Genomic DNA, 21,202 nt, shown 5'->3' on the forward strand with positions numbered 1-21,202 from the left:
TCTTTTGAGGTTGGTTTAATTTTGGTAAATTTACGAAAAATTTCACGTCCTAATGTATCAGAAACTAACTCCTAAACAAAAAGCATTAACAATTAATCTAGATCCTACTATTTATGGTACTTTCGCAGAGATTGGAGCAGGGCAGGAGACTGTTCGTCACTTTTTTAGAGCAGGAGGGGCTTCAGGTACAATTGCTAAGGCGATGTCTGCTTATGACAAAGATTTTAGTGATGCCATTTACGGAAAAGAAGCAAAAAACAGGTATGTTACTCAGAACAGACTTCGTAAAATGCTCCGTTATGAAGTTGCGTTAATTGAAGAAAGGATTTCAAGGGAAAATAACCCCAACAGAAAATTTTTCTCTTATGCAAACACGGTAACTACCATTAATTTCGATAAAACACTTAAAGGCCACGGCTGGGTTGGAATCCGATTCCAGACAAAGGAAAACGAAGATTATAATGAGATCGTAATCCACGTAAAATTTAAGGAAAATGATGCTACCTTACAGCAGGAAACATTAGGAAATCTGGGAGTAAACCTTATTTTCGGAGCTTTTCATTACTACGACAATCCAAGAAATTTAATTGAATCTTTATACGATGACATTGCAAAAGACGGTCTTGAAATTGATATGATCGATTTCAGTGGTCCTGCCTTTGACTATGTTGATAACAGGCTAATGTCGCTGCAGCTTGTGAAGCACGGAATGACAGATGCGGTGATTTTCAATTCCCAGGGGAGCAATATGCTGCCTGCCGATGTTTTATACAAGAAAAATATATTCGCGGTAAGAGGAAGTTTCAGGCCCGTAACGAAAGTGAATATTGATATGCTTAAAAACGGCCTTGAGATGTTCCAGAAAGATGCAACCTGTACCCATGAAGAAACAGAAGTCCTTATTGAGATCACCATTTCAAACCTTAGGGCGGATGGAGATATTGACGAGAGAGATTTTATGGACAGGGTGGATATTCTTGGTAAACTGGGATATACCGTTATTATTTCCAACTTCTCGGAATACTACAGGCTGATCGATTATTTTGCTTCCTATACGAGCGGAGATATTGGTGTTGCAATGGGTGTGAATAACCTTCTGATGGTATTTGACGAGAAATATTACAAAGATCTTTCAGGTGGAATTCTTGAAGCATTCGGAAAATTCTTCAGAAACGGGATGAGGGTGTACCTTTACCCTTACAAAGATCCTGAAACCCATGAATTACTGGATTCTTCAAACCTTAAAGTAGAAGAAAACTTAAAAGAACTTTACAAATATTTCAAGCACAACAACCGTATTGTAGATATTACCAATCATAATCCGGAGTTCCTGGAGATTTATTCCAGAGAAATATTAAGAAAAATTGCATGCTGTGTTAAAGGCTGGGAAAACCAGGTTCCTGAAGGTGTGGCAGAAATGATAAAAGAACGTGGAATGTTCGGCTATAAAGAAGAGCTTTCCTTCAAACAATTCTCCTAAAACAAAATAAAATGTCAGAAATAAAGAAAAGACTTTCTTCCATTCTTGAAAGTCCAAAACATAATACAGAAGAAAAGCTTGAGAAGGTGTGTCACCTGCTGGACCAGGAAATCTCCTACTTCAACTGGACAGGATTCTACTTTAAAAACGGGGATAAAGATGAGCTGAAACTCGGTCCTTACGTAGGAGCACCTACCGATCATACTATCATTCCTTATGGAAAAGGGATCTGCGGACAGGTTGCTGTTTCCAATGAGACATTCGTAGTTCCGGATGTTCATCAGGAAAGCAATTATCTGAGCTGCTCTATTGATACGAAAGCTGAGATTGTGGTACCGATTTTCAAAGATGGTCAGAATGTGGGTCAGATTGATATCGATTCCCATACTGTAGACCCATTTACTGCTCAGGACCGTGAACTTTTGGAATGGCTTTGTAATGAGGTGTCAAAGATTTTGTAATTGAAATTTCAATTCTACAGATAAAATACAAGCTCCGATGTAAATTGGGGCTTTTTTGTTGCATTTAAATACAATTGGCGGCTGAGGTTCCCGAACCCATCAAATTGATTGGTTCAAGAGATTGCTGAGAAATATGGATATTCTTTTGACCACCCGTCAAAAATTATTTGAATTTTCGCCACCCCTCCAGAGTAGGGGAATTCTGAACCTTCAGACGAATTTTCGCCCCATATGAAAATCAAGATTTTCAGAGAACTTAAGTGCTCTTCTATGCAGCTTTTATTACAACTTATAAAAAACTTAAGTGTTTAAAACTTTTACCCCTTTTGTGGTTAAAATTAACGCTGCATTGCATGGATTTCAGCTAGTAATTCTTTAAAATAATCCCCGCATTTTGCAATATGCGTTCCGTACCATGAAAATGCCTCTCCATCCACGATCATGATCTTTTTGTCAGGATAAAAAGCCTTCATCTCCTCAATATGTTTTTCTTTGAAAGGGAATGGTTCCGAAGAAAGCATAATGACTTCCGCTTCAGCAAGATCTTCCATTTGAATCTCGGGATAACGGGTTCTGTTTTTAAAAATATTTTCAAAACCAATCTCTGACAGAATTCTGTGTATAAAAGTATCCGAACCAATGGTCATATAAGGATTTTTCCAGATAAGATAAGCTGCTTTTATTGCTGAATTAAGTTTTGCTTGTTCCAGGACCTCATAAATCTTAAGATTGAACTGTTGTGCCCTTTCTTCTTTATTAAAAAGATTCCCGAGTGTTTTAAGAAGGTAATAATTATCTTCAATGGTTTCCACATTAGTCACGATGACTTTAAAATCATCCATCAGTGCTTCTACCTGCTCTTTGATATTTTCTTCTTTATTGGCCAGAATGAGATCCGGCTGCAATGCCCTGATCTTATCAATATTGATATTTTTTGTTCCGCCAATAACCGGAACATTTTTTACTTTGTTTTCAGGGTGGATACAGAATTTTGTTCTCCCGATCACTTCATTTTCACTAAGACCAAGATCAAATAACGCCTCTGTAATAGAGGGAACTAAAGAAACAACTTTCATATTCAGACTTTCTCTGCCTAAATTACAAAAGTTTTCCTGTCAGGAAAAGCCCGGCTACAGAAAAATAAATAATAAGCCCGGTAACATCTACCAGAGTGGCGACAAATGGAGCGGAAGAAGTAGCGGGGTCTAGGTTGAGCTTTTTCAGGATAAAAGGAACCATAGATCCTGAGAGTGTTCCCCAAAGAACAATCATCACGAGAGAAACACCAACACTTAAACCTACGTATGGCCAATACATTCCATAATTGAAGAATCCTGCTTCATGCCACACCATAATCCTTAAAAAGCCGATCACACCAAGAATACCACCCAGAGCGAGCCCGGTAAAGATTTCTTTTTTCATGACATACCACCAGTCTTTCAGACCAATTTCCTGAAGAGCCATAGCCCGGATAATAAGAGTTGCTGCCTGAGAGCCGGAATTTCCTCCACTGGAAATAATTAGCGGAACAAATAAAGCCAATACAACAGCTTTCTGAATTTCATCCTCAAAATAACCCATCGCAGAAGCAGTCAGCATTTCTGAGAAGAAAAGAATGATCAGCCACGTTCCTCTTTTTTTGATCATCTCCACCAGAGAAGTTTGCGTATAAGGATCATCCAAAGCTTCAAGACCCCCAAATTTCTGGATATCTTCTGTATTCTGCTGTTCGATCTGGTCGAGGATATCATCAATCGTTACAATACCTACGAGAACGCCGGCTTCTGTAATGATGGGAAGAGCAGTCCGGTCATATTTTTCAAAATACGTTACCGCATCTTCTTTCGAAGTAACGGTGGTTATCGCAACGAAATGATTGTCGGTCAAGTCCGAGATCAAAGTATCTTCCTCAGCCAAAAGAAGGCTTCCTAAAGCAATATCATCAATCAGTCGGTTTCTTTCATCCACTACATACAGATGGTTCATGGTTTCCACTCTTTTACCGACCTTTTTAATCTGCTGAAGACATCTTTTTACCGTCCATTCTTTACGGATCTGGATGTAATAAGGCGTCATCAGACGGGCAATAGAGTCTGAGTCATAGCCAAGAAGCTTCAGGGCAATCCTTCTTTCCTGAGGATTAAGGTGATTGATGGAATACTTGATCAGCTCATCCGGAAAGTCCTCAAAAAGAGAGGTTCTGTCATCCGGAGTCATTCCGTTCAGGATTTCTGAAACTTCTTCGCTTCCGATACTTCTGATCGTTTCTTCCTGGAAATCAGGATCAAGATGGGAAAAAACTTCCGCTTTATATTCTTTCGGAACTTTTAAAAATGCCAAAAGCCTCTCATCAGCGGGAAGGTTGCTGAGAGTTTCGGCGATATCGGCAGGATTAAAGATAAGTTCGTCTCTGGAATTCAAAACGTGAATTTTTTGGATATGCAAAAATAATTCAAAAATTTAAGACTATGAAGGAAAGCGGCAAAATTAAGGATTAATTAAAGCTTAAAATCAATTAGAACGTTTTTTAGAAACAAAAAACACCCGCCGGAGCGGATGTTCAAAAATTAAATTTAATTCATAAATACCTATATTATTCAAGAATAGGTCCGCATAAAGGGTATGGAGAAGGCATACACATGCCTCCGTCACAGCATTCCCCAAATCCACACTGAGTGTGGTCCTGGCATTTTTTGCCCAGTCCGCTGCCGTTGATCGTCAGCTGTTCTTTTCTGGTGAGCTTTTTTATATTCTTCATGGATATCTTGTATTAAGTAAAAAACTGATTTATTCTTCAATACAGTCGTATTCCATGCACACTCCCCGGCAGCAGAAACCAATAAAACATGGTCTGGTTGCGCTGCATCTTTCAATAGCTCCTCCGTTGATTTTTCTTTGCTGTTCTCTGTTGAGTTTCTTTAAATTTTTCATGATAAATATTTTTTAGTTCAATAAAAGATAAGGCTTTTAGAATTCAATACATGCCTGTGGGCTACATACTCCATCACAACACCATCCAACAGTGCATGGTCTGGTTAAACTGCATCTTGCGATAGTCCCGCCATTGATCTGGCTTTGCTGCTCTCTGTTTAATTTCTTTAGATTTTTCATACCAATAGATTTAATCATTAAGATAAAAGATCTAATACTTATAGCTCAGGATCAATACATGCATAAGGTGAGCATACTCCGTTGCAGCACCATCCTATAGAGCAGGGTCTGTTGGTATTGTTACATCTGTTAATAGCTCCTCCATTAATTTGTTTTTGTTGCTCTCTGTTGAGCTTCTTTAAATTTTTCATATTATATAAGTTTTAATTTGTAAAACTAAAATAGTAAAAAATATTTAATTATTCATTTATTGGTGAAAATATTTATCTAGTAATCAGTTTGTTCTGGAAGTTTATCAGTTTTTATTAAAAAATGTAAATGGAAAAAACGTTGGGGAAGTGAATTGTGAATGGTGAGTTTTGCTACGCAAATGAATCGTTAGTTCTTAAATTAATTATGTGCTAAAAATTGATAGCGGAGCAAATTGACCAATGACCATTAAAAATAGTGATTGATTTGTGAATAGTGAATTGTCAATGGTGAAATTTAACTGCTTAACACATCAATTGACTTGCGCAGCAAAATTCACAATTGACCATTAGAGATATAGTTTGTGAATAGTGAATTGTCAATGGTGAATCTTAACTGCTTAACACATCAATTGACTATTGACTTGCGCAGCAAAATTCACAATTGACCATCAGAGATATAATTTGTGAATAGTGAATTGTCAATGGTGAAATTCAACTGCTTAGCTTACCCATTAACAATTGACTTGCGCAGCAAAATTCACAATTGACCATTAGAGCTATAGTTTGTGAATAGTGAATCGTCAATGGTGAAATTCAACTGCTTAGCTTATCCATTAACAATTGACTTGCGCAGCAAAATTCACAATTGACCATTAGAGATATAGTTTGTGAATAGTGAATCGTCAATGGTGAAATTCAACTGCTTAGCTTATCCATTAACAATTGACTTGTGAAGCAAAATTCACCATTCACTTTAAAGCTCTGCTCCAGCCCCGGATTTAAGTTTTCTGAGTTTTTTCAAAATCCCCTTGATCGCACCATCAGTTCCTATTTTAATAGAATTTTCTGTGGAACCTAGAAGGCGCATATTTTTCCGGTAAGTGTCATAATCGGTTTCTGTAACCAGATTTCCTCCTGCATCAAAAAGCTTCATGCTTACTACAACCTGGTTGGAAAACACATATTTACCGATGCCTACTTTGAAATACCTTACTTTAGGAACAATAGCAAAATCAGCGTCGTTATTGACACAGTAATCGGTGATGGTTTGTTTTTCAACGCTGTCAAAAGGGATCTGCACCTCGGCTCTGAGTACTTTATTCTTTCTCCCGCTGAAATTATCGGAAACAGCACTGAAGAACGCGAGGTTTGTAGGCTCTTTGATTTCCTCAATATCAGGTTCTACCTCGGGATTGAAGTATAGGATTTTTTTTGTCTTGTTGTCAGCATTTTTCTGCGCTTTTACCGAAATAACACCGACCAATAAAAAAGTTCCAAGAGCTGTAAAGAATATAAATTTTCTCATTGTGTAATTCGTATGCAAAATTACTGCCTTTTCACCGGATGACATACAATTTATTAAGAAATTTTTAACATTTTTTTCTATCAAATTCAATAAATGAAATCGATAATGTTTGCAGAATCAAAAAATAGTCGTAATTTTGCACCCGTTACATAATAATCATTAAACAATATTGGAATGTACTTAACAACAGAAAAAAAAGCAGAAATTTTCGCAAAACATGGAAAATCTGCACAGGACACAGGAAGTGCTGAAGGACAAGTAGCTCTTTTCACTTTCAGAATCAACCACTTATCTCAGCACCTAAAAGCTAACCGTCACGATTTCAATACAGAGAGATCTCTAGTGAAATTGGTAGGTAAAAGAAAAAGCTTATTGGATTATCTTAAGAAAAAAGATATTACAAGATACAGAGCTATCATTGCTGAACTAGGTTTAAGAAAATAATCTACAGAGATTTTCAAATAAAAGCAACTTCGAAAGGAGTTGCTTTTTTTGTGCTCTTATTTTTTGTCTTTTCCGATTTTTCCCAAATGTGTATTTTGAAAACTGTCAGGATACTTCAGTCCATAGCCTAATATTCTGTCGAAGGCTGAATGCGCAAATAAAATAGCCCCAATCATCTGTAAATAGGGAAGTGTTAATGCTGTTCCCACAAGGTATACCATAAGAGCAACACCCAAATGATGGAAAAGATTATAGCAAAAAGTGCCAATTTTATTGTTTACAGTATATCCCAGCATGGAAATGTCCGGAGCCAGGAATAGTCCGGCAAACCACCACCAGGAAAGGCCAGTCTGGCTAAAAGCAAATATTCCCAGTATTAAAAAAGCAAAATATTCCAGCTGTAATTGAATCTTCATGACAAAAATATTGATTATTTGATAGGTGTCTGATTCAATGTAAAAGTTACAGCTTAAATTGTATTTAAAAACAAAAGTGAGACGTTTTTAAACATCTCACTTTCAATTATGAATTAAAATTCTGTACAAAAATAATTCTTTAATGTCCCGATTTTGCGTCAGTGCTTTCCACATGCCCTAAATATTTGCTGCAATAAGCCCCAAATACAAGAATCACCAGATAACAGAATACCGGAATGATAAATGAATGCTGCACTCCCAACTGATCGGCAAGGTAGCCCTGGAAAATAGGAACGATAGCACCACCCAATATAGCCATTACCACCAAAGATGATCCCTGACTGGTATATTTACCCAAACCTGAAATGGCCAGAGTATAAATATTGGAAAACATAATTGAGTTAAAGATTCCGATTCCCAAAATGCTGTACATTGCCAATTCACCGTGATTAACCATTGCTGAGATAAGAAGAATGACATTAATGCCGGCAAAAATAGATAATGTCCTTGCCGGAGCTGCTTTACCAATAAAGAAAGCAATAAAGTTAAGTACAATAAATACAAGGAAAAAGCTGATTTGTGCAAAGCTTAGGTCCACAATACTGAAAATAACCAGAAAAACAGCAGCAGCTGCACCCAGCATATAGACTGCTTTTTTCCCCTGGCTTAATGATTGATTTAAAGAAATTGCCCCTAAAAAACGCCCGATCATTGCTCCGCCCCAATAAAGAGAAAGATAATTTTTGCTGATGATCTCATTAAAGCCCATGATCTGAGGCTGTTCCAGAAAGCTGATGATAAAGCTTCCCACTGCTACTTCTCCCCCTACATAGCAGAACATGGCAAAAACGCCGAATTTCAGATGGCTGAACTGAAGAGCACCCCAGCCTTTTACGATCTCTTCTTCCTGGGTCTGGAAAGAAGGCAGTTTCACTCGGGAAATCAGTAATGCGACCAATAACAGGATTCCTGCAAAGATCAGGTAAGGAATTCTTGTTGCCACAGCACTGAACGAGCCGTCCGGAGCCGAGAAAAATTCAAAGATCAGATGGCCCCCAAGAACCGGTGCAATCGTGGTTCCGAAAGCATTGAAAGCCTGGGTCATATTCAGTCGGCTGGAAGCAGATTCTTCACTGCCGAGTAATGAAACATAAGCATTAGCCGTGATCTGAAGCACGGTAAAGCCTAGTCCCAGAATAAATAAAGCTCCAAGAAATAAAGGATAATAAGAAAAAGTCGCAGCCGGATAAAATAAGACACATCCAAAGGCGGCCAGAAAAATACCGAACATGATTCCTTTCTTGTAGCCTGCTTTATTAATAGGGTCTCCCTTTGAAATGGAGATTAGAAAATAGATCAGAGAACCGATAAAATACGCTCCGAAAAAACAGAACTGTACCAGCATCGATTCGAAAAAGGTGAGCTTGAAAAGCTGTTTCAGATAGGGGATCAGGATATCATTCATACAGGTAATGAATCCCCACATAAAAAAGAGCAAAGTAATTGTAATTAAAGGAATGGTGTAATTCTTGCTCTGTGTTTTTACTTCTTTATTGATCATAAACATTTATTTATTTGAAAAGAATGATTAAATTCTCTCAGTTGATTTTCCTCGTACATCTATATTTGAGAAGCAGGACAAATATAAGCTAGCAAAGTGTTTTTCTGCAACTTTTTCAATATTTTTTATGTAAATAAATCAACTTTTCCGATAGAAAAATATTATTTACACTTTTTGAGACAATAATACGAAAACAACAGGATTTAATAATCAATTTTCTTTAAAAAAACATTTTTTATCATTCCGAATCATGAATAGGTTCAAATATACCGTCAGTAATTTTTACATCTTTGATAAAAAAGGAAGGGAAATCTTACGATTCTGAGTAGTATTTCTGAGACTGAAAATTTAATATCTCATTATTATATGGTATATTTGCACACGAAAATTTAGACGAAATATCAATAATTAAAGCACTCAATACGGAGTGCAACACAAAACAATTTATGAGTATACCTCAAGCAATTACAGAAACGATTATTCTTGCAGACGGCAGAGAAATCACAATTGAAACAGGAAAATTAGCAAAACAGGCTGATGGTTCTGTAGTCGTAAAAATGGGTGGAACAATGCTTTTAGCAACTGTTGTAGCCAGTAAAGAAGCAAAAGACGGAGTAGATTTTCTACCCTTAACTGTAGATTACAGAGAAAAATTCTACGCAGGAGGAAAAATTCCTGGAAACTTTTTTAGAAGAGAGGCCAGACCGTCAGATCAGGAGATCTTAACAATGCGTTTGGTAGACAGAGTTCTTAGACCATTATTCCCAGAAGATTTCCATGCTGAAGTTCAGGTAATGATTTCATTAATTTCTTATGACGGACAGTCGATTCCTGACGATTTAGCAGGTCTTGCAGCATCTGCAGCGATTGCTATTACAGATATCCCTTTCAACGGGCCAATGTCTGAAGTAAGAGTCGTAAGAATCAACGGTGAGCTTTCTATCAACCCTAAATTTGAAGATCTTAAAATTGCTGACCTTGACATCATGGTGGGAGCAACTAAAGATTCTATCGTAATGGTAGAAGGGGAAATGAAAGAAATCTCTGAGCAGGAAATGCTTGAAGCTATCCAATTTGCTCACGTAGAAATCAAAAAACAAGTTGAAGCTCAGGAAAGATTAGCTGAAAAGGTAGGTAAATCATTCCCAAAAAGAGAATACAGCCACGAAAATCACGATGAAGCTATCCGTGAGAAAGTGTGGAAAGAAACATATGATAAAGTATACGAGGTAGCGAAAACTCCTTCAGGAAAAGAAGAAAGAGGTGAAAAATTCAAAGCTGTTCTGGATGAATTTTTAGCTCAATATGTTGATAATGCTGAAGAATTAGAAAGAGTAACACCTTTCGCTAAAGTATATTACCACGATGTGGAAAAAGAAGCGATGCGTCAGATGATTTTGAATGATAAAATCCGTCTTGATGGTCGTGATCCTGAAACGATTCGTCCAATCTGGAGCGAAATTGATTATTTACCTGGAGCTCACGGTTCTGCAATCTTTACAAGAGGTGAAACTCAGTCTTTAACAGCGGTAACGTTAGGTTCAGTGAAAGATGCGAACATGGTAGACAGCGTGATGGTAAACTATGACGAAAGATTTTTCTTACATTATAACTTCCCGCCGTTCTCAACGGGTGAAGCAAGACCTTTAAGAGGAACTTCAAGAAGAGAAGTAGGACATGGAAACCTGGCTCAGAGAGCTTTGGCAAACATGATTCCTGAAGAAAACCCTTACACAATCCGTATCGTTTCTGATATTTTAGAATCAAACGGTTCATCTTCTATGGCAACTGTTTGTGCAGGAACTTTAGCATTGATGGATGCTGGTATTCAGATTGCAAAACCTGTTTCCGGGATTGCAATGGGATTGGTAACAGACGTTAAAACCGGAAAGTTCACTGTTCTTTCTGATATCTTAGGAGATGAAGATCACCTGGGAGATATGGACTTTAAAGTTACAGGTACTGCAGACGGTATCACGGCTTGTCAGATGGATATCAAGATCCAGGGGCTTTCTATGGATATCATGGAAAAAGCTCTTCTACAGGCAAGAAACGGAAGACTTCATATCTTAGATAAATTAAATGAAACTATTTCTGCTCCAAGAGAAGATGTGAAACCACACGCTCCGAAAATGGTAATGCTTGAGATCTCTAAGGATTTCATTGGTGCTGTGATTGGGCCTGGTGGAAAAATCATTCAACAACTTCAAAAAGATACAGATACTGTTATTGCTATTGAAGAAGTAGGAGAAATCGGAAGAATTGAGATTTCTGGTGTAAGCAGAGAGAAAATCAATGCGGCAATCGCAAGAATCAACGAGATTACATTTGTACCTGTAGTAGGTGAAGTGTACCAAGGAAAAGTGGTAAAAGTAATGGATTTCGGAGCTTTCGTAGCCATTGCAAAAGGAACTGAAGGACTTCTTCATATTTCTGAAATTGAATGGGCTCGTCTGGATAAGGTACCTTATAACGAAGGTGACGAAGTAGAAGTGAAGTTCATGGGTTACGATGACCGTAAGAAAATGAAACTTTCAAGAAAAGTTCTTTTACCAAGACCTGCAAGACCTGAATCTAAACCAAGACCAGAAGGACAGGACAGACCACAAGGTGACAGAAGACCGGAAGGACAGGGTAGACCTGACAGACCGGCAAGAAGAGAAGAGAATACAAGACCGGAAGGGGAAAAACCTGCCGGAGATCAAAATCCTTCTTCTGAAGCTTAAGACTAAATCTTATATATAATGAATCCCTCAAAAAATTGAGGGATTTTTTTTTTTGCATTACATGTATATCATTACAACTCATATTCCTACGATTAATTAATGAGGATTTCGCTGGGCGGAGCGGAGCTGAATTGTTCTATTTTTCTTCAGCTGATATTCCCTGATTAAAAAAATTTAGGTTGAAGAAACTTGAAGTCATACAGTTTGAATAGTAGAAAAAAGAAATCTCGATCTGCGAAAAAATATTTTAATCTCTCGCAGATTAAGCAGATGTTTGTGTAAAGTTTTGTTGGTGAATGATTTATATGGTTTTAAATAATAGGTCAACCTGCTTTCTTGTGGCTTCATCAGGGCAGACCTTATAAAATTCATTGAGTAGATCCAGAGAAGAAGGCTTTTTAGGGTACTGATTGTTCTGTAGAAAATTCTTTAACGCTTTATTTACTTTTTCTTCCCCGATCAATTCACTTAATTTTACCATGGCCACAGCCCCTTTTGAATAAGATATATGAGTGGCGTCTCCCGTTACTTTATAAATCGGAATATTTTCAGAAAAACCTTTTTCACTGTCGTAGATCTGCTGGTGCATTTTTATTCTTTCCAACATTTTTTCTCTGCCGTGCATTTTTTTGTAGAGCATCATTTCGGTGTACATAGCGAGTGTTTCGGTAAGCATTACTGCGCCTTCCCTGTCATCAGGATCAATCTGGTTATTTCCCCACCACAGATGGGAAAGCTCGTGCCCGGCAAGTTCGTTGATCACATCCTGCTTCTTATCTGCATGAATATTGACATGGAAAATCATATCCTCAGGCATAAAAACAGCAGACGGATAAGCGGTAGCTGCAAATCCTCTGGTAAAAGATGAAATTTCAGCAAAACTGACTGTTTTGAACGGATATTTTCCAAAGTTCTTTGTACAGTAATCCAATGTAATTTTTGCATTTTCAAGGAGATGATCTGTATTTTCAAAATGGTTTTTCTGATAAAATATATTCACTGTAATTCCTTTGTATAAAACACTTTTCATGGTATAATCTGCTGAAGAGACGGCAAACCGGAACGGAATATTTCCTGCCTTGTACTGAAAATAGCTGCGTCCTGATTTTGCCCATTTTCTAACCAGATCCCCTGTGCCTATTGCGGTCTGGCTTCCTTCTGTAGAAATGATCATGTTTAAATTAATAAAATCCTTTTTAAAGACTTCAGGGGCTTCTGTTTTTTTCAATGCTTCCAGTTTTCCGAGATGATTTTCTTTTCTTAGCTTTTCATCCTGAATTTCTTCTGATTTCTGGTATCCGATCATCGGATAGTATCTGCTGATCCTCATAAAAGAACCGTTGCCTATGATTGCATTGAAAGACTGATGCCTGTTTACGGCATACCATTTATAAGATAGTTTGAATTCAAGATGAGCGGTTCCGTTGGGTTTCAATGGTTGGTTTAATTCAACTTCCGATATATTTTTATTAATTCTCAGAGATTCGGAGCCGGATTGAAAAACAGCGGATTCTAATTTGAGATCAGGATTGAAATGAATGAGAATTTTATTGATCGGCTGATCGGTAAAGTTGACCAAAGTATATTTTCCAATGATCTCGTATGCATTTTCTGAAGGATACAACCTGATTTCGGTGATAACATCTGAAATTTCAGGCTGTGGCAGGTTTTCATATTTCTTAAACGCTTTTTCGTATCGGATAGCTTCTGTTAATGCTTTTTCTTCATTTTCAGGGATATAACCTTTCGTGAAAAATATACCGGAAAAAATCCCTGACGAGAGCAATAGAATACTGGCAATAAGAACAATAGCGCTGAACTTTTTAGTTCTGAAAATTCTATTGATCATCCAAAGAAATGCAATAACTCCGGCACCGAATAAAAGTCTTTCTGCAAAAGCAAGAACGTAAGGTCCATATCCGTTAAAATCACTGTAAGTCCCTTTAAAATCTGAAAATATTCTGAAAAGAGGATAAGGAAGTATTTTACCGGAAACCGGGCCGGTCAGAAGGAATACTGCTAAAACGGAAACGCCCAAAGCAATAAACTTATTTCTGATACAAGCATTAACCAAAAGGATCAATCCTGAAAAAAGCATTAACGGAAAAGTATTAAAAAGAAAAACACACAGATAGGCATTCCAATCGATATGAAGATAATGATATGATGCCTGGAATAAGATGCCTTCGGTTATTAAGATTCCGGTAAAGAAAAAAAGAAGAATACTCATGGAAATAAAATGGCCTGTAAGTTTGTTTTCCGAAAAAAATGTTGTGTTTTCGATGGGTGAAAAACCGGATGAATGACTTCTCCAGTATAAATCATTGATAAAATAAGCTGTAAGGAGAAAGCCGAACAGAGGAAAATTTTCTGAAATGGTTGTTGCCATAAGACCTGATCCGGTATATTTCTGTGGAAGGCGGATGCCTTTTTCAATCTCAGCATACATTTCCATCCCGATAAAGAAAAGCAGAAGTATGGAAGCAGAAGGAATGATAATGCCCCTGAAAAGGTAGAGCAGATCAATCTTTGCAAAGGACAGCATCGATCTGAGGGCGTTTTTCCGACCGAAATCTGTTTGCAATGTCATATAAGAAAATGTTGGCCTGTTTGTGATTTCGGATTCCGGTAATGCTTTTTTTACTTTTTGTTTTGAATGATCTGAGAAAGAAAATAAACGATAGGTAAGCAAAAGAAATACGGCAGAAATGAGCAGGTAAATTACCCTGTTAAGTAATAAATATCCCGAAAGAGGAACAATTAACGTGTTTTTCTGATGAACAGAGAATGTTCCTGCTTCAAAGAAATAAGACGATAATCCGAACGGATCCAAAATGGATGAAAGATGCTGTGTTTCTATTGACTGGGGTAGGCTTCCTGCCATAAACGGAGAATTGGAAAAGACCAAAACGACCATATACAGTACATATAAAAGCAGCCCGCCTACAACGACCAGCAGTTTTTTCTTAGCCGTGAATGAAACAAAAAACAGAAAGCTGCATACAAAAAAACAGTTGATAAACCCGAAAATCAGCATGGGATAAAGATAATATCCTATATTAAAGTAAGTCTGCATCTCACTTCCGGTCCGCATAACCTGGCCTATGAGAAAGCCTGTCATTAAAAAAGAAAAACTAAGGAAAGTCTGCAGAAAATAGACAAGGAATTTTCCACTCAGATAAGTCCATCTGGAAAAAGGAAATGAAAATAATACAAGATCAAATTTTGAATCATAATCCTTAAAAAGAAACTGAACAGCATAAATTGCAGCCATAAACAGGATGGACAGGCTCAGCATTCCTGTCATAAAACCGATGGTATAGGGTGAATTCAGATAGATCCCGTCTCCAACGGTAAGGTTGAATTTGTTACCGCAGAATATACCTGTACTTACCAGGATCAGGGCTATAAGATAGGCTTGCCAGTGCTTGGAAATGCGTCCGGCTTCGAATAAAAATAAAGCATTCATAGTTAAGGTTTTTGGGTAAGGGTATGGAAGTAAACGTGTTCCAGTAGTGGATTTACGGGATCAAAATCTTCAGGTTTTTCTTCTGAAAATATGGTGATGTGGAGTTCTCTTTCAATCAGCTGCCTGCTGATGATCTCATGGCTGGAATAGTAACTTTCCAGCTCATCTTTGCTGATCGGTTTCGACCAGATCCTGTTTTCCAGTTCGGAAATCAATACTGCCGGTTTTCCTTTCCGGAGAATCTGACCTTTGTTCATGACTGCCATCTCCGAGCAGAGGTTTCTGACGTCCTCCACCAAATGGGTGGAAAGAATTACAATAACATCCTGGCTGATTTCATTCAGTAGAGCATTGAAACGGTTGCGTTCCTCAGGATCTAGACCGGCGGTAGGTTCATCCACGATAATAATCTTCGGATTTCCCAATAGAGCCTGGGCCACCCCGAAACGCTGCTTCATGCCTCCGGAAAAAGTATGGACTTCCTTCTTCCTGAATTCTGAAAGGTTAACTTTTTCAAGCAGGCTCAGGATCTGTTTTTTACGTTCCGCACTGTTCGTGATTCCCTTTAATATGGCAATATGTTCCAGGAGATCATAAGCTGACACTTTTGGATAAACCCCAAAATCCTGTGGAAGGAAACCCAGATTTCGCTTAATATGATCAGGATCTTTTAAAACATCCGTCCCATTAAAAATAATATTTCCGGAAGTAGGTTTTTGCAATCCTACAATAGCTTTCATCAAAGATGATTTTCCGGCGCCATTGGGTCCAAGCAGACCGAACATTCCGTTTGATATTTCAAGCGATAGGTCTTTAACTGCCTGATATCCATTTTTGTAGATAAGGCTGAGATTGTTGATTGTTAAGGTATTCATAGGTTAAGGTTTGGATAATAGAAGGGTAGAGCAGACCTGTACGGTTGCTTAAAAAGATGAAAAAGGAAGATGGGGGGGGACGTTATCGAGAGAGTCAAGAATCAAGAGTCAAGAGTCAAGAATCAAGAGCCAAGAATCAAGATTTTTGTTTAAGATTAAGAGATTATTTAAGACTTTTTTACTCTCAAACCTCGCAACTCGAACCCTATTCCCGGTACTCAAGAATATCGCCGGGTTGGCATTCCAGAATTTTGCAGATGGCCTCCAGGGTATCAAAACGGACCCCTTTTGCCTTGCCGGTTTTAAGAATGGAAAGATTAACGGGGGTGATTCCCAGTTTTTCTGCCAATTCCTTACTCTGCATTTTTCGTTTGGCCAGCATGACATCTAAGTTGACTATAATTGGCATTTTATATAAATAGATCTTGTTCGTTTTGCAAATGTAGTCCTTGCTTAAAGATATTTGCAAGAAACAGACAGAAAATTCCCAACATGAAATGGATAAAAACCAATCCCCAGACAATACTTTCGACCTCCACAAAAAAGCTTGCCGTAATGACCACAGGCAGTGGAATAAAAATATTATACATGTAAAATCTCTTAAGGTGAAGTATATTTTCCTTTGTAAACAGTTTTGACTGAAAAAATACTCTGAAAACTAAAGCTGAAAGCCAGAAAAAAATTCCGTAAGAAACTAAAACCAACAAAAAAGAGAAAATGATATACGAATTATTATTTTCAATATTCATAAACGGATTTTCTGTAAAAGGATAATTGATATGAAGGTATTGATCATTCTTGTAAGGTGTAACAGAAAAACCTGTAGTCAGGCAAAAAACCGAGTAGGCTAAAGTGATCAGATACCCTGCAGACAATAGGATGCAGATATAGTAAAGTACCTTCGAAATAATTTTGGTCTGGTTCATATCAATAATTATTTAACTATTGCAAATGTATAATTAATTATCGTAAAACAATAATTATTTTAAATAAAATTTTATTTATATAGATCTGATTAAGTTTATTAACAATGAAAATAAGCCTTCTTAAGGCGTTTTTTGCTAAATTTAATTCTAAAAATTATTTTATGGCTTACAGTACAGATCTTGCGGACAGAATCCGGGAAAGGCTTTCTGAAGTGGCCGGAATTGAGGTCAGTGAAAAGAAAATGTTCAGCGGATTATCATTTTTGGTGAATGGTAAAATGTGTATTAATGTAAGCCATGATAATCTGATGTGCCGTTATGATCCTGATCTGGAAGAAGAAGTTTCGGAGAAAAACGGTTTTCTTCCGATGATGATGAAAGGAAAGCAGCTTAAAGGATATTGTTACGTGGAACCTGCAGGTTTTCAAAAACCTGATGATTTTGAATACTGGATTAAAATATGCCTGGAGTATAATTCGATAGCCAAAGCTTCAAAGAAAAAATAACCTTAATATTCCTGACATTTTAAAATTTAACCATTAAGGTAAAGTTTAGTTGTTAAGAATATTAAGATTTAAACGTATAAGTTTTCGCGTATTTCTATTAAGATTTTCTCCGTCTTTTTTACATCCGGATAATCGGGAAGGGTAGAAGCTGCATACTCATGTTCTATAGACTTTATCAGATCTTCTGCTTTTTGCATAACTGCTTCATAGGACCAGTTTCCGGCTTTGATATCAAGTAATTCCTCTCTGTTGTCTACACGGATATTTAACGAATTTGTTTTGAATATATGCTCGCAGGACTGTAATAAACGGATGGTGTGCATCATATTCTTACTGTCATAATTCTGGCCGTGTTCCTGATTAACGTTATAACGGTCTTCATTGCGTTCGGAAACCCATTTCCAGTATTCCTTATAATCTTTGCAGTAAGTGGAGTAGGCATCCAGATTGCAAAATAAATAGGCAACAGACTGTTCTCCTTTCGGGATTGAAGATACGGATACCTGATTGGCTTCTTCATTCTGAATAATTCCTCTGTAACCTGAACTTCCCGATTCATCATAAAACAGGGTAAACATACCTTTTGTATGATCAATGCTTACCAATCCACATTTTTCCTGAATTTTTCCGTTATCTGAAAGCCATTTTTTCAATGGAACAGAAGTATCGTTCTGAAGGATATAGCAGAAATCAAGAATAGACTTTCTTTCCTTTTCTACAGGATTGAGGATTTTTTTATTCAGTCCCTTTGCTTTTTTAATCTGAGAAACGGCATAACCGGCAAAAGTATCCTTACACAATTTGGAAAGAAAATCTTCCGGACGGAGAAGACCCATCAGCGGATGTTTTTGCAGAATACAGTCTTCCGGGCTTGCCAAAACTTCCAGAATATTGGGATTATTCTTTTGAAGAAGCTCTACAAATCTCCCGATCTCATAATAGGTAACATCATTGGTTTCATTGGAGATCTGCGGGATATAATTCAGACCGAAGAAGTCTTCTTTTGGTAGATAATATATCCCACGGATATCTGTGTCAGAGTTTTCAGTGGCCAACCCGAAAGAGCGGCTTCCGGAGATGGCTTCGAGGAGGATGAAGTTATTAGTTTTTAGAAATTCAATAGTCATAATTTGTTTTTTTTCTTTGGATACATGAGTTTCTTCCCTTTCTTTAAAGTTAAACATTGTAGTAGTTTCTAGGCCTTTAATATCTCCCTAAAAACCCTTTCCATTTCATTTTTATCAGATTTTCCTCCGGTCAAACTCTTTGCTCTTTCTTCATTATCGAGTATTGTTTTCTCTAAAAACCCAAAAAGCTCCCAATCATTCGGGTGGTAATAGGATTCTCCTTTAGTAGCTTTTAATGCGATAAGGTCTTCTATCTTTTTTCGGGTATAATCATCAACCAAAACTAACAATTCGCTGAATAAAACTGGAGGAACCGTTCCTTTTTCTATGATCCATTTACCGGTCAGTGCAGTTCTTAAGCAGTAAAAATAGCTTTTCAGTTTTATTTCTTCGTTTCTGCAGGCTTCCAGATACTTTTTGCTCATGCTCAAATAGTGATAGGAAACCGCTATCGGTGAAAAGCAGACATCAGCCAAAGGCCTGAACAGCTCCACAAACTTGTCGTCCTTTTTGTAAACGATGGGAGAATAAAACCAGCTCAGTAAAGCTGCATTCGACTTCAGTAACAAATGGAAAGTCTTTCGTAAATCCCATCCGGAACCGTCCAGATCGTCCTCCGTCATAAATTCTATAGTCTCGTCTTTATCCCACGGAGAAAGATACCAATCATTTTCATGGCGGTAGATAAATCGTATATCATAATCGCTGTCCGGAGAAGCAAAACCCCATGCCCGGCTTCCGGATTCTACGGCCAAAAGGACTTCTACACCGCGTGTTTTCTCTATTTCTTTTATTTTCTCTAGTATTTTTGGTGTCATTGTATTCAATTTTAAAACAAAGTAAAAGCAGTAGTGCGCAGTGTTTTTGCGTAGATTTTCCGCTGGAAGTTTTATTTTGAAGCTGTTGAACAAAAAAAGAGACTGTACATGATTAATGACAGTCTCTTTTCAATAAAATTAAATTCTAACTACTTCTACGTTTAAGCAGTAATCTGCTTAGGTCCTTTTCCTTTATCTTCTTCTTTTTTATCTAATTTCTCAGATATTTTTTTTACGATATACTCTATCGCAATAGGTGCTATAATGGCAATCAATGCTTTAAATATTCTTGATTTCATAGTAAGATTTTTTAATGTGTAAATTAATACAATTTCTGAGCCATTTTAAAAATGTCGGGATTGATCAATATTGTAGAGGGTATGGAGTGATTATTTACCACCCCGTCAAAAATTCTATGAATTTTCGCCACCCCTCCAGAGGGGGGAATTCTGATCCGACGAATTTAATCATCATGAAAATCAAAGAGTTTCACAAAACTTAAGTGATCTTTTTTTCAACATTATTAAGCTTAAAAATAACTAAAGTGTTCAAAAAATTTTGCAGCTTTTATGGTTGAAAAAGATCAGTTTTCATCCGGAATTATTAAATCTTCATAGTTTTTTAATCCTGCTTTAAATTTATCTTGCAGCTTCAGTCTCAGTTTTTTAGGTTGATGGACCACCAGACATTCTCCAAAACCCAACAGAAGCCTTTCAAGTTCAAAATTAATTTGTACACAGATCTTAAATAATGTGCCATCCTCCGTTTCGCTTATAATTTCCTGACTTCTATGAAGCGGTTTTGTTTTTACATAAGGCGCATTGGAAGAATCTACAAAGAAAACAACATTTCTGGGAGCCATCGTATCGGAAACTGTAACCCCTACAATATCTTTAAAATATTCATCGCCGTCCAGATCTTTGTCGATATACTGTATGCCTTCCTCCACATCAATCTTTTCCATTCTATCCAGGGCTAAATTGTACATTTTACCTTTATATTGACAGATCAGGAACCACCTGTTATTAAACTCCTTCAGAAGTTGCGGATGAACCACATAATTGCTGGATTCCCTGGCTGTAAAGCTGCGGTACAGAATATTCAGTACCTTTTTGTTGGATATGCTTTCATAAAGGACATCAATATATTCTAGCCCTTTCAGCTGTTCATTTTTATCCAGATGAATGATGGATTTTTGTCCGGTAGAATGGATGGAATCCTCCAGCTTCTGAATGACTCCGTTCATCTCTTTGAACATAGAAAAATCCTTAAACTGTTTCAGGATCTGAACCGCATTATTCATCGCTTTCAGGTCGCTTTCATTCACAGAAATATTATGGATGCTGTACTCAGGATCGCTGTAGCGGTAGTATTTTCTATCGTATACTTCAATAGGTGCTTCATACCCGAATTTTTCACTTCGCATATTCTGCAGATCCAGCTGGACGGTACGTCTGCTTACATAAGATTCCTTTCCTTCAAACTCGAACAGGGCATCAGAGCAGGCATCGATAAGGTCTTCAAGTGTATATTTCCGGTATTTGTTCTTAAGACATTTGTCTAATGTTTTGTAGCGGATCAGGGCATTTTTATTGGATGACATTTTTTGTGATTTTTTATAGAGAGAGTGAAAAGGTGAATGGTGAAAGGTCAATTTTTGCTTCGCAATTCAATTTTTAATGTGTCAATTCTTTTTTTCAAACTAATCATTCACTTGCAAGGTAAAATTGACCATTGACTTATAAAATGATTCACTTGCGAAGCAAAATTCACAATTGACCCGTA

General features: G+C 37.2%; 22 protein-coding genes. 5 read left to right on the top strand and 17 right to left on the bottom strand.

Going from position 1 to position 21,202, the window contains the following annotated elements:
• Nucleotides 1-52: 52 nt before the first annotated feature.
• Together DRF61_RS08830 and DRF61_RS08835 are read left to right on the top strand one after the other, a co-directional pair.
• Nucleotides 53-1,480, top strand: a complete 1,428-nt coding sequence (locus DRF61_RS08830; RefSeq protein WP_111956088.1) for a TonB-dependent receptor — start codon at nt 53-55, stop codon at nt 1,478-1,480.
• 11 nt (nt 1,481-1,491) lie between these two features.
• Nucleotides 1,492-1,941 (top strand): GAF domain-containing protein, encoded by a 450-nt coding sequence (locus tag DRF61_RS08835; RefSeq protein ID WP_111956090.1) that lies wholly within the window; start codon nt 1,492-1,494, stop codon nt 1,939-1,941.
• Nucleotides 1,942-2,279: 338 nt separating this feature from the next.
• On the opposite strand, the gene DRF61_RS08840 is transcribed toward DRF61_RS08835, so the two are convergent.
• The 7 genes from DRF61_RS08840 to DRF61_RS08850 all read right to left on the bottom strand — a co-directional run bounded on the left by DRF61_RS08840 (nt 2,280) and on the right by DRF61_RS08850 (nt 6,549).
• Complete coding sequence (locus DRF61_RS08840) at nt 2,280-3,017, bottom strand: ABC transporter substrate-binding protein (protein ID WP_111956092.1); 738 nt, start codon at nt 3,015-3,017, stop codon at nt 2,280-2,282.
• A 22-nt stretch (nt 3,018-3,039) separates the two neighbouring features.
• A complete protein-coding gene (mgtE, locus tag DRF61_RS08845) occupies nt 3,040-4,362 on the bottom strand; it encodes a magnesium transporter (protein ID WP_111956094.1) in 1,323 nt (440 codons plus the stop codon).
• Between the two features lie 172 nt (nt 4,363-4,534).
• Nucleotides 4,535-4,699, bottom strand: coding sequence for a hypothetical protein (locus DRF61_RS22600; RefSeq protein WP_157963372.1), 165 nt, complete (start codon nt 4,697-4,699; stop codon nt 4,535-4,537).
• Nucleotides 4,700-4,728: 29 nt separating this feature from the next.
• Nucleotides 4,729-4,872: a bacteriocin-like protein gene (locus DRF61_RS22605; protein ID WP_157963373.1), complete on the bottom strand. Its 144-nt coding sequence runs from the start codon at nt 4,870-4,872 to the stop codon at nt 4,729-4,731.
• 36 nt (nt 4,873-4,908) lie between these two features.
• On the bottom strand, nt 4,909-5,052 hold the full coding sequence (locus tag DRF61_RS22610; RefSeq protein WP_157963374.1) for a bacteriocin-like protein: 144 nt from the start codon (nt 5,050-5,052) through the stop codon (nt 4,909-4,911).
• A gap of 38 nt (nt 5,053-5,090) precedes the next feature.
• Nucleotides 5,091-5,243 (bottom strand): bacteriocin-like protein, encoded by a 153-nt coding sequence (locus DRF61_RS22615; RefSeq protein WP_156122694.1) that lies wholly within the window; start codon nt 5,241-5,243, stop codon nt 5,091-5,093.
• Between the two features lie 754 nt (nt 5,244-5,997).
• The gene (locus tag DRF61_RS08850; RefSeq protein WP_111956245.1) at nt 5,998-6,549 is read right to left on the bottom strand and encodes a pyruvate decarboxylase; all 552 of its coding nucleotides are present in this window, start codon (nt 6,547-6,549) and stop codon (nt 5,998-6,000) included.
• A gap of 174 nt (nt 6,550-6,723) precedes the next feature.
• Here DRF61_RS08850 and rpsO point away from each other — a divergent pair, with 174 nt between their 5' ends.
• Nucleotides 6,724-6,993: a 30S ribosomal protein S15 gene (gene rpsO / locus DRF61_RS08855; RefSeq protein WP_034704056.1), complete on the top strand. Its 270-nt coding sequence runs from the start codon at nt 6,724-6,726 to the stop codon at nt 6,991-6,993.
• Nucleotides 6,994-7,049: 56 nt separating this feature from the next.
• Here the strand turns inward: rpsO and DRF61_RS08860 are convergent, their stop codons facing one another.
• Entirely contained in the window at nt 7,050-7,409 is a 360-nt protein-coding gene (locus tag DRF61_RS08860; RefSeq protein WP_111956096.1) for a DUF4260 domain-containing protein, read from the bottom strand.
• 139 nt (nt 7,410-7,548) lie between these two features.
• On the bottom strand, nt 7,549-8,970 hold the full coding sequence (locus DRF61_RS08865) for a sugar MFS transporter (protein ID WP_111956098.1): 1,422 nt from the start codon (nt 8,968-8,970) through the stop codon (nt 7,549-7,551).
• Nucleotides 8,971-9,416: 446 nt separating this feature from the next.
• Here DRF61_RS08865 and DRF61_RS08870 point away from each other — a divergent pair, with 446 nt between their 5' ends.
• Nucleotides 9,417-11,696, top strand: a complete 2,280-nt coding sequence (locus DRF61_RS08870) for a polyribonucleotide nucleotidyltransferase (RefSeq protein ID WP_111956100.1) — start codon at nt 9,417-9,419, stop codon at nt 11,694-11,696.
• Between the two features lie 301 nt (nt 11,697-11,997).
• Here the strand turns inward: DRF61_RS08870 and DRF61_RS08875 are convergent, their stop codons facing one another.
• From DRF61_RS08875 to DRF61_RS08890, 4 genes are all read right to left on the bottom strand, one after another.
• On the bottom strand, nt 11,998-15,165 hold the full coding sequence (locus tag DRF61_RS08875; RefSeq protein ID WP_111956102.1) for a M1 family aminopeptidase: 3,168 nt from the start codon (nt 15,163-15,165) through the stop codon (nt 11,998-12,000).
• A gap of 2 nt (nt 15,166-15,167) precedes the next feature.
• Nucleotides 15,168-16,040, bottom strand: coding sequence for an ABC transporter ATP-binding protein (locus DRF61_RS08880; RefSeq protein ID WP_111956104.1), 873 nt, complete (start codon nt 16,038-16,040; stop codon nt 15,168-15,170).
• Nucleotides 16,041-16,245: 205 nt separating this feature from the next.
• A complete protein-coding gene (locus DRF61_RS08885; RefSeq protein WP_040995723.1) occupies nt 16,246-16,449 on the bottom strand; it encodes a helix-turn-helix domain-containing protein in 204 nt (67 codons plus the stop codon).
• A gap of 1 nt (nt 16,450) precedes the next feature.
• Nucleotides 16,451-16,966 carry a DUF2975 domain-containing protein gene (locus DRF61_RS08890; RefSeq protein ID WP_111956106.1) on the bottom strand — a complete coding sequence of 172 codons (516 nt, stop codon included), beginning with the start codon at nt 16,964-16,966 and terminating at the stop codon, nt 16,451-16,453.
• A 161-nt stretch (nt 16,967-17,127) separates the two neighbouring features.
• On the opposite strand from DRF61_RS08890, the gene DRF61_RS08895 reads away from it, so the two are divergent.
• On the top strand, nt 17,128-17,472 hold the full coding sequence (locus DRF61_RS08895; protein ID WP_111956247.1) for a TfoX/Sxy family protein: 345 nt from the start codon (nt 17,128-17,130) through the stop codon (nt 17,470-17,472).
• Nucleotides 17,473-17,540: 68 nt separating this feature from the next.
• Here the strand turns inward: DRF61_RS08895 and DRF61_RS08900 are convergent, their stop codons facing one another.
• The 4 genes from DRF61_RS08900 to DRF61_RS08910 form a co-directional block, all read right to left on the bottom strand.
• Nucleotides 17,541-18,599, bottom strand: a complete 1,059-nt coding sequence (locus DRF61_RS08900; protein ID WP_111956249.1) for a nucleotidyltransferase domain-containing protein — start codon at nt 18,597-18,599, stop codon at nt 17,541-17,543.
• Between the two features lie 68 nt (nt 18,600-18,667).
• Entirely contained in the window at nt 18,668-19,417 is a 750-nt protein-coding gene (locus tag DRF61_RS08905; protein ID WP_111956108.1) for a nucleotidyltransferase domain-containing protein, read from the bottom strand.
• Between the two features lie 161 nt (nt 19,418-19,578).
• Nucleotides 19,579-19,716, bottom strand: coding sequence for a hypothetical protein (locus DRF61_RS22785; RefSeq protein ID WP_165570718.1), 138 nt, complete (start codon nt 19,714-19,716; stop codon nt 19,579-19,581).
• Between the two features lie 284 nt (nt 19,717-20,000).
• Entirely contained in the window at nt 20,001-21,020 is a 1,020-nt protein-coding gene (locus DRF61_RS08910; RefSeq protein ID WP_111956110.1) for a helix-turn-helix transcriptional regulator, read from the bottom strand.
• Between the last annotated feature and the right edge of the window lie 182 nt (nt 21,021-21,202).

Source organism: Chryseobacterium lathyri, from assembly GCF_003290185.1.
GTDB classification, from domain to species: Bacteria; Bacteroidota; Bacteroidia; order Flavobacteriales; family Weeksellaceae; genus Chryseobacterium; species Chryseobacterium lathyri.

What these genes read in the sequence shown, in the direction of transcription:
- DRF61_RS08890 (WP_111956106.1), bottom strand. Translation starts at nt 16,966, where the DNA reads ATGAACCAGACCAAAATTATTTCGAAGGTACTTTACTATATCTGCATC.
- DRF61_RS08900 (WP_111956249.1), bottom strand. Translation starts at nt 18,599, where the DNA reads ATGACTATTGAATTTCTAAAAACTAATAACTTCATCCTCCTCGAAGCC.
- DRF61_RS08910 (WP_111956110.1), bottom strand. Translation starts at nt 21,020, where the DNA reads ATGTCATCCAATAAAAATGCCCTGATCCGCTACAAAACATTAGACAAA.
- DRF61_RS08880 (WP_111956104.1), bottom strand. Translation starts at nt 16,040, where the DNA reads ATGAATACCTTAACAATCAACAATCTCAGCCTTATCTACAAAAATGGA.
- DRF61_RS08875 (WP_111956102.1), bottom strand. Translation starts at nt 15,165, where the DNA reads ATGAATGCTTTATTTTTATTCGAAGCCGGACGCATTTCCAAGCACTGG.
- DRF61_RS08840 (WP_111956092.1), bottom strand. Translation starts at nt 3,017, where the DNA reads ATGAAAGTTGTTTCTTTAGTTCCCTCTATTACAGAGGCGTTATTTGAT.
- DRF61_RS08870 (WP_111956100.1), top strand. Translation starts at nt 9,417, where the DNA reads ATGAGTATACCTCAAGCAATTACAGAAACGATTATTCTTGCAGACGGC.
- DRF61_RS08830 (WP_111956088.1), top strand. Translation starts at nt 53, where the DNA reads ATGTATCAGAAACTAACTCCTAAACAAAAAGCATTAACAATTAATCTA.
- DRF61_RS08850 (WP_111956245.1), bottom strand. Translation starts at nt 6,549, where the DNA reads ATGAGAAAATTTATATTCTTTACAGCTCTTGGAACTTTTTTATTGGTC.
- DRF61_RS08895 (WP_111956247.1), top strand. Translation starts at nt 17,128, where the DNA reads ATGGCTTACAGTACAGATCTTGCGGACAGAATCCGGGAAAGGCTTTCT.
- rpsO (WP_034704056.1), top strand. Translation starts at nt 6,724, where the DNA reads ATGTACTTAACAACAGAAAAAAAAGCAGAAATTTTCGCAAAACATGGA.
- DRF61_RS22610 (WP_157963374.1), bottom strand. Translation starts at nt 5,052, where the DNA reads ATGAAAAATCTAAAGAAATTAAACAGAGAGCAGCAAAGCCAGATCAAT.
- DRF61_RS08835 (WP_111956090.1), top strand. Translation starts at nt 1,492, where the DNA reads ATGTCAGAAATAAAGAAAAGACTTTCTTCCATTCTTGAAAGTCCAAAA.
- DRF61_RS22615 (WP_156122694.1), bottom strand. Translation starts at nt 5,243, where the DNA reads ATGAAAAATTTAAAGAAGCTCAACAGAGAGCAACAAAAACAAATTAAT.
- DRF61_RS08860 (WP_111956096.1), bottom strand. Translation starts at nt 7,409, where the DNA reads ATGAAGATTCAATTACAGCTGGAATATTTTGCTTTTTTAATACTGGGA.
- DRF61_RS22605 (WP_157963373.1), bottom strand. Translation starts at nt 4,872, where the DNA reads ATGAAAAATTTAAAGAAACTCAACAGAGAACAGCAAAGAAAAATCAAC.
- DRF61_RS08905 (WP_111956108.1), bottom strand. Translation starts at nt 19,417, where the DNA reads ATGACACCAAAAATACTAGAGAAAATAAAAGAAATAGAGAAAACACGC.
- DRF61_RS22600 (WP_157963372.1), bottom strand. Translation starts at nt 4,699, where the DNA reads ATGAAGAATATAAAAAAGCTCACCAGAAAAGAACAGCTGACGATCAAC.
- DRF61_RS08885 (WP_040995723.1), bottom strand. Translation starts at nt 16,449, where the DNA reads ATGCCAATTATAGTCAACTTAGATGTCATGCTGGCCAAACGAAAAATG.
- DRF61_RS22785 (WP_165570718.1), bottom strand. Translation starts at nt 19,716, where the DNA reads ATGAAATCAAGAATATTTAAAGCATTGATTGCCATTATAGCACCTATT.
- DRF61_RS08865 (WP_111956098.1), bottom strand. Translation starts at nt 8,970, where the DNA reads ATGATCAATAAAGAAGTAAAAACACAGAGCAAGAATTACACCATTCCT.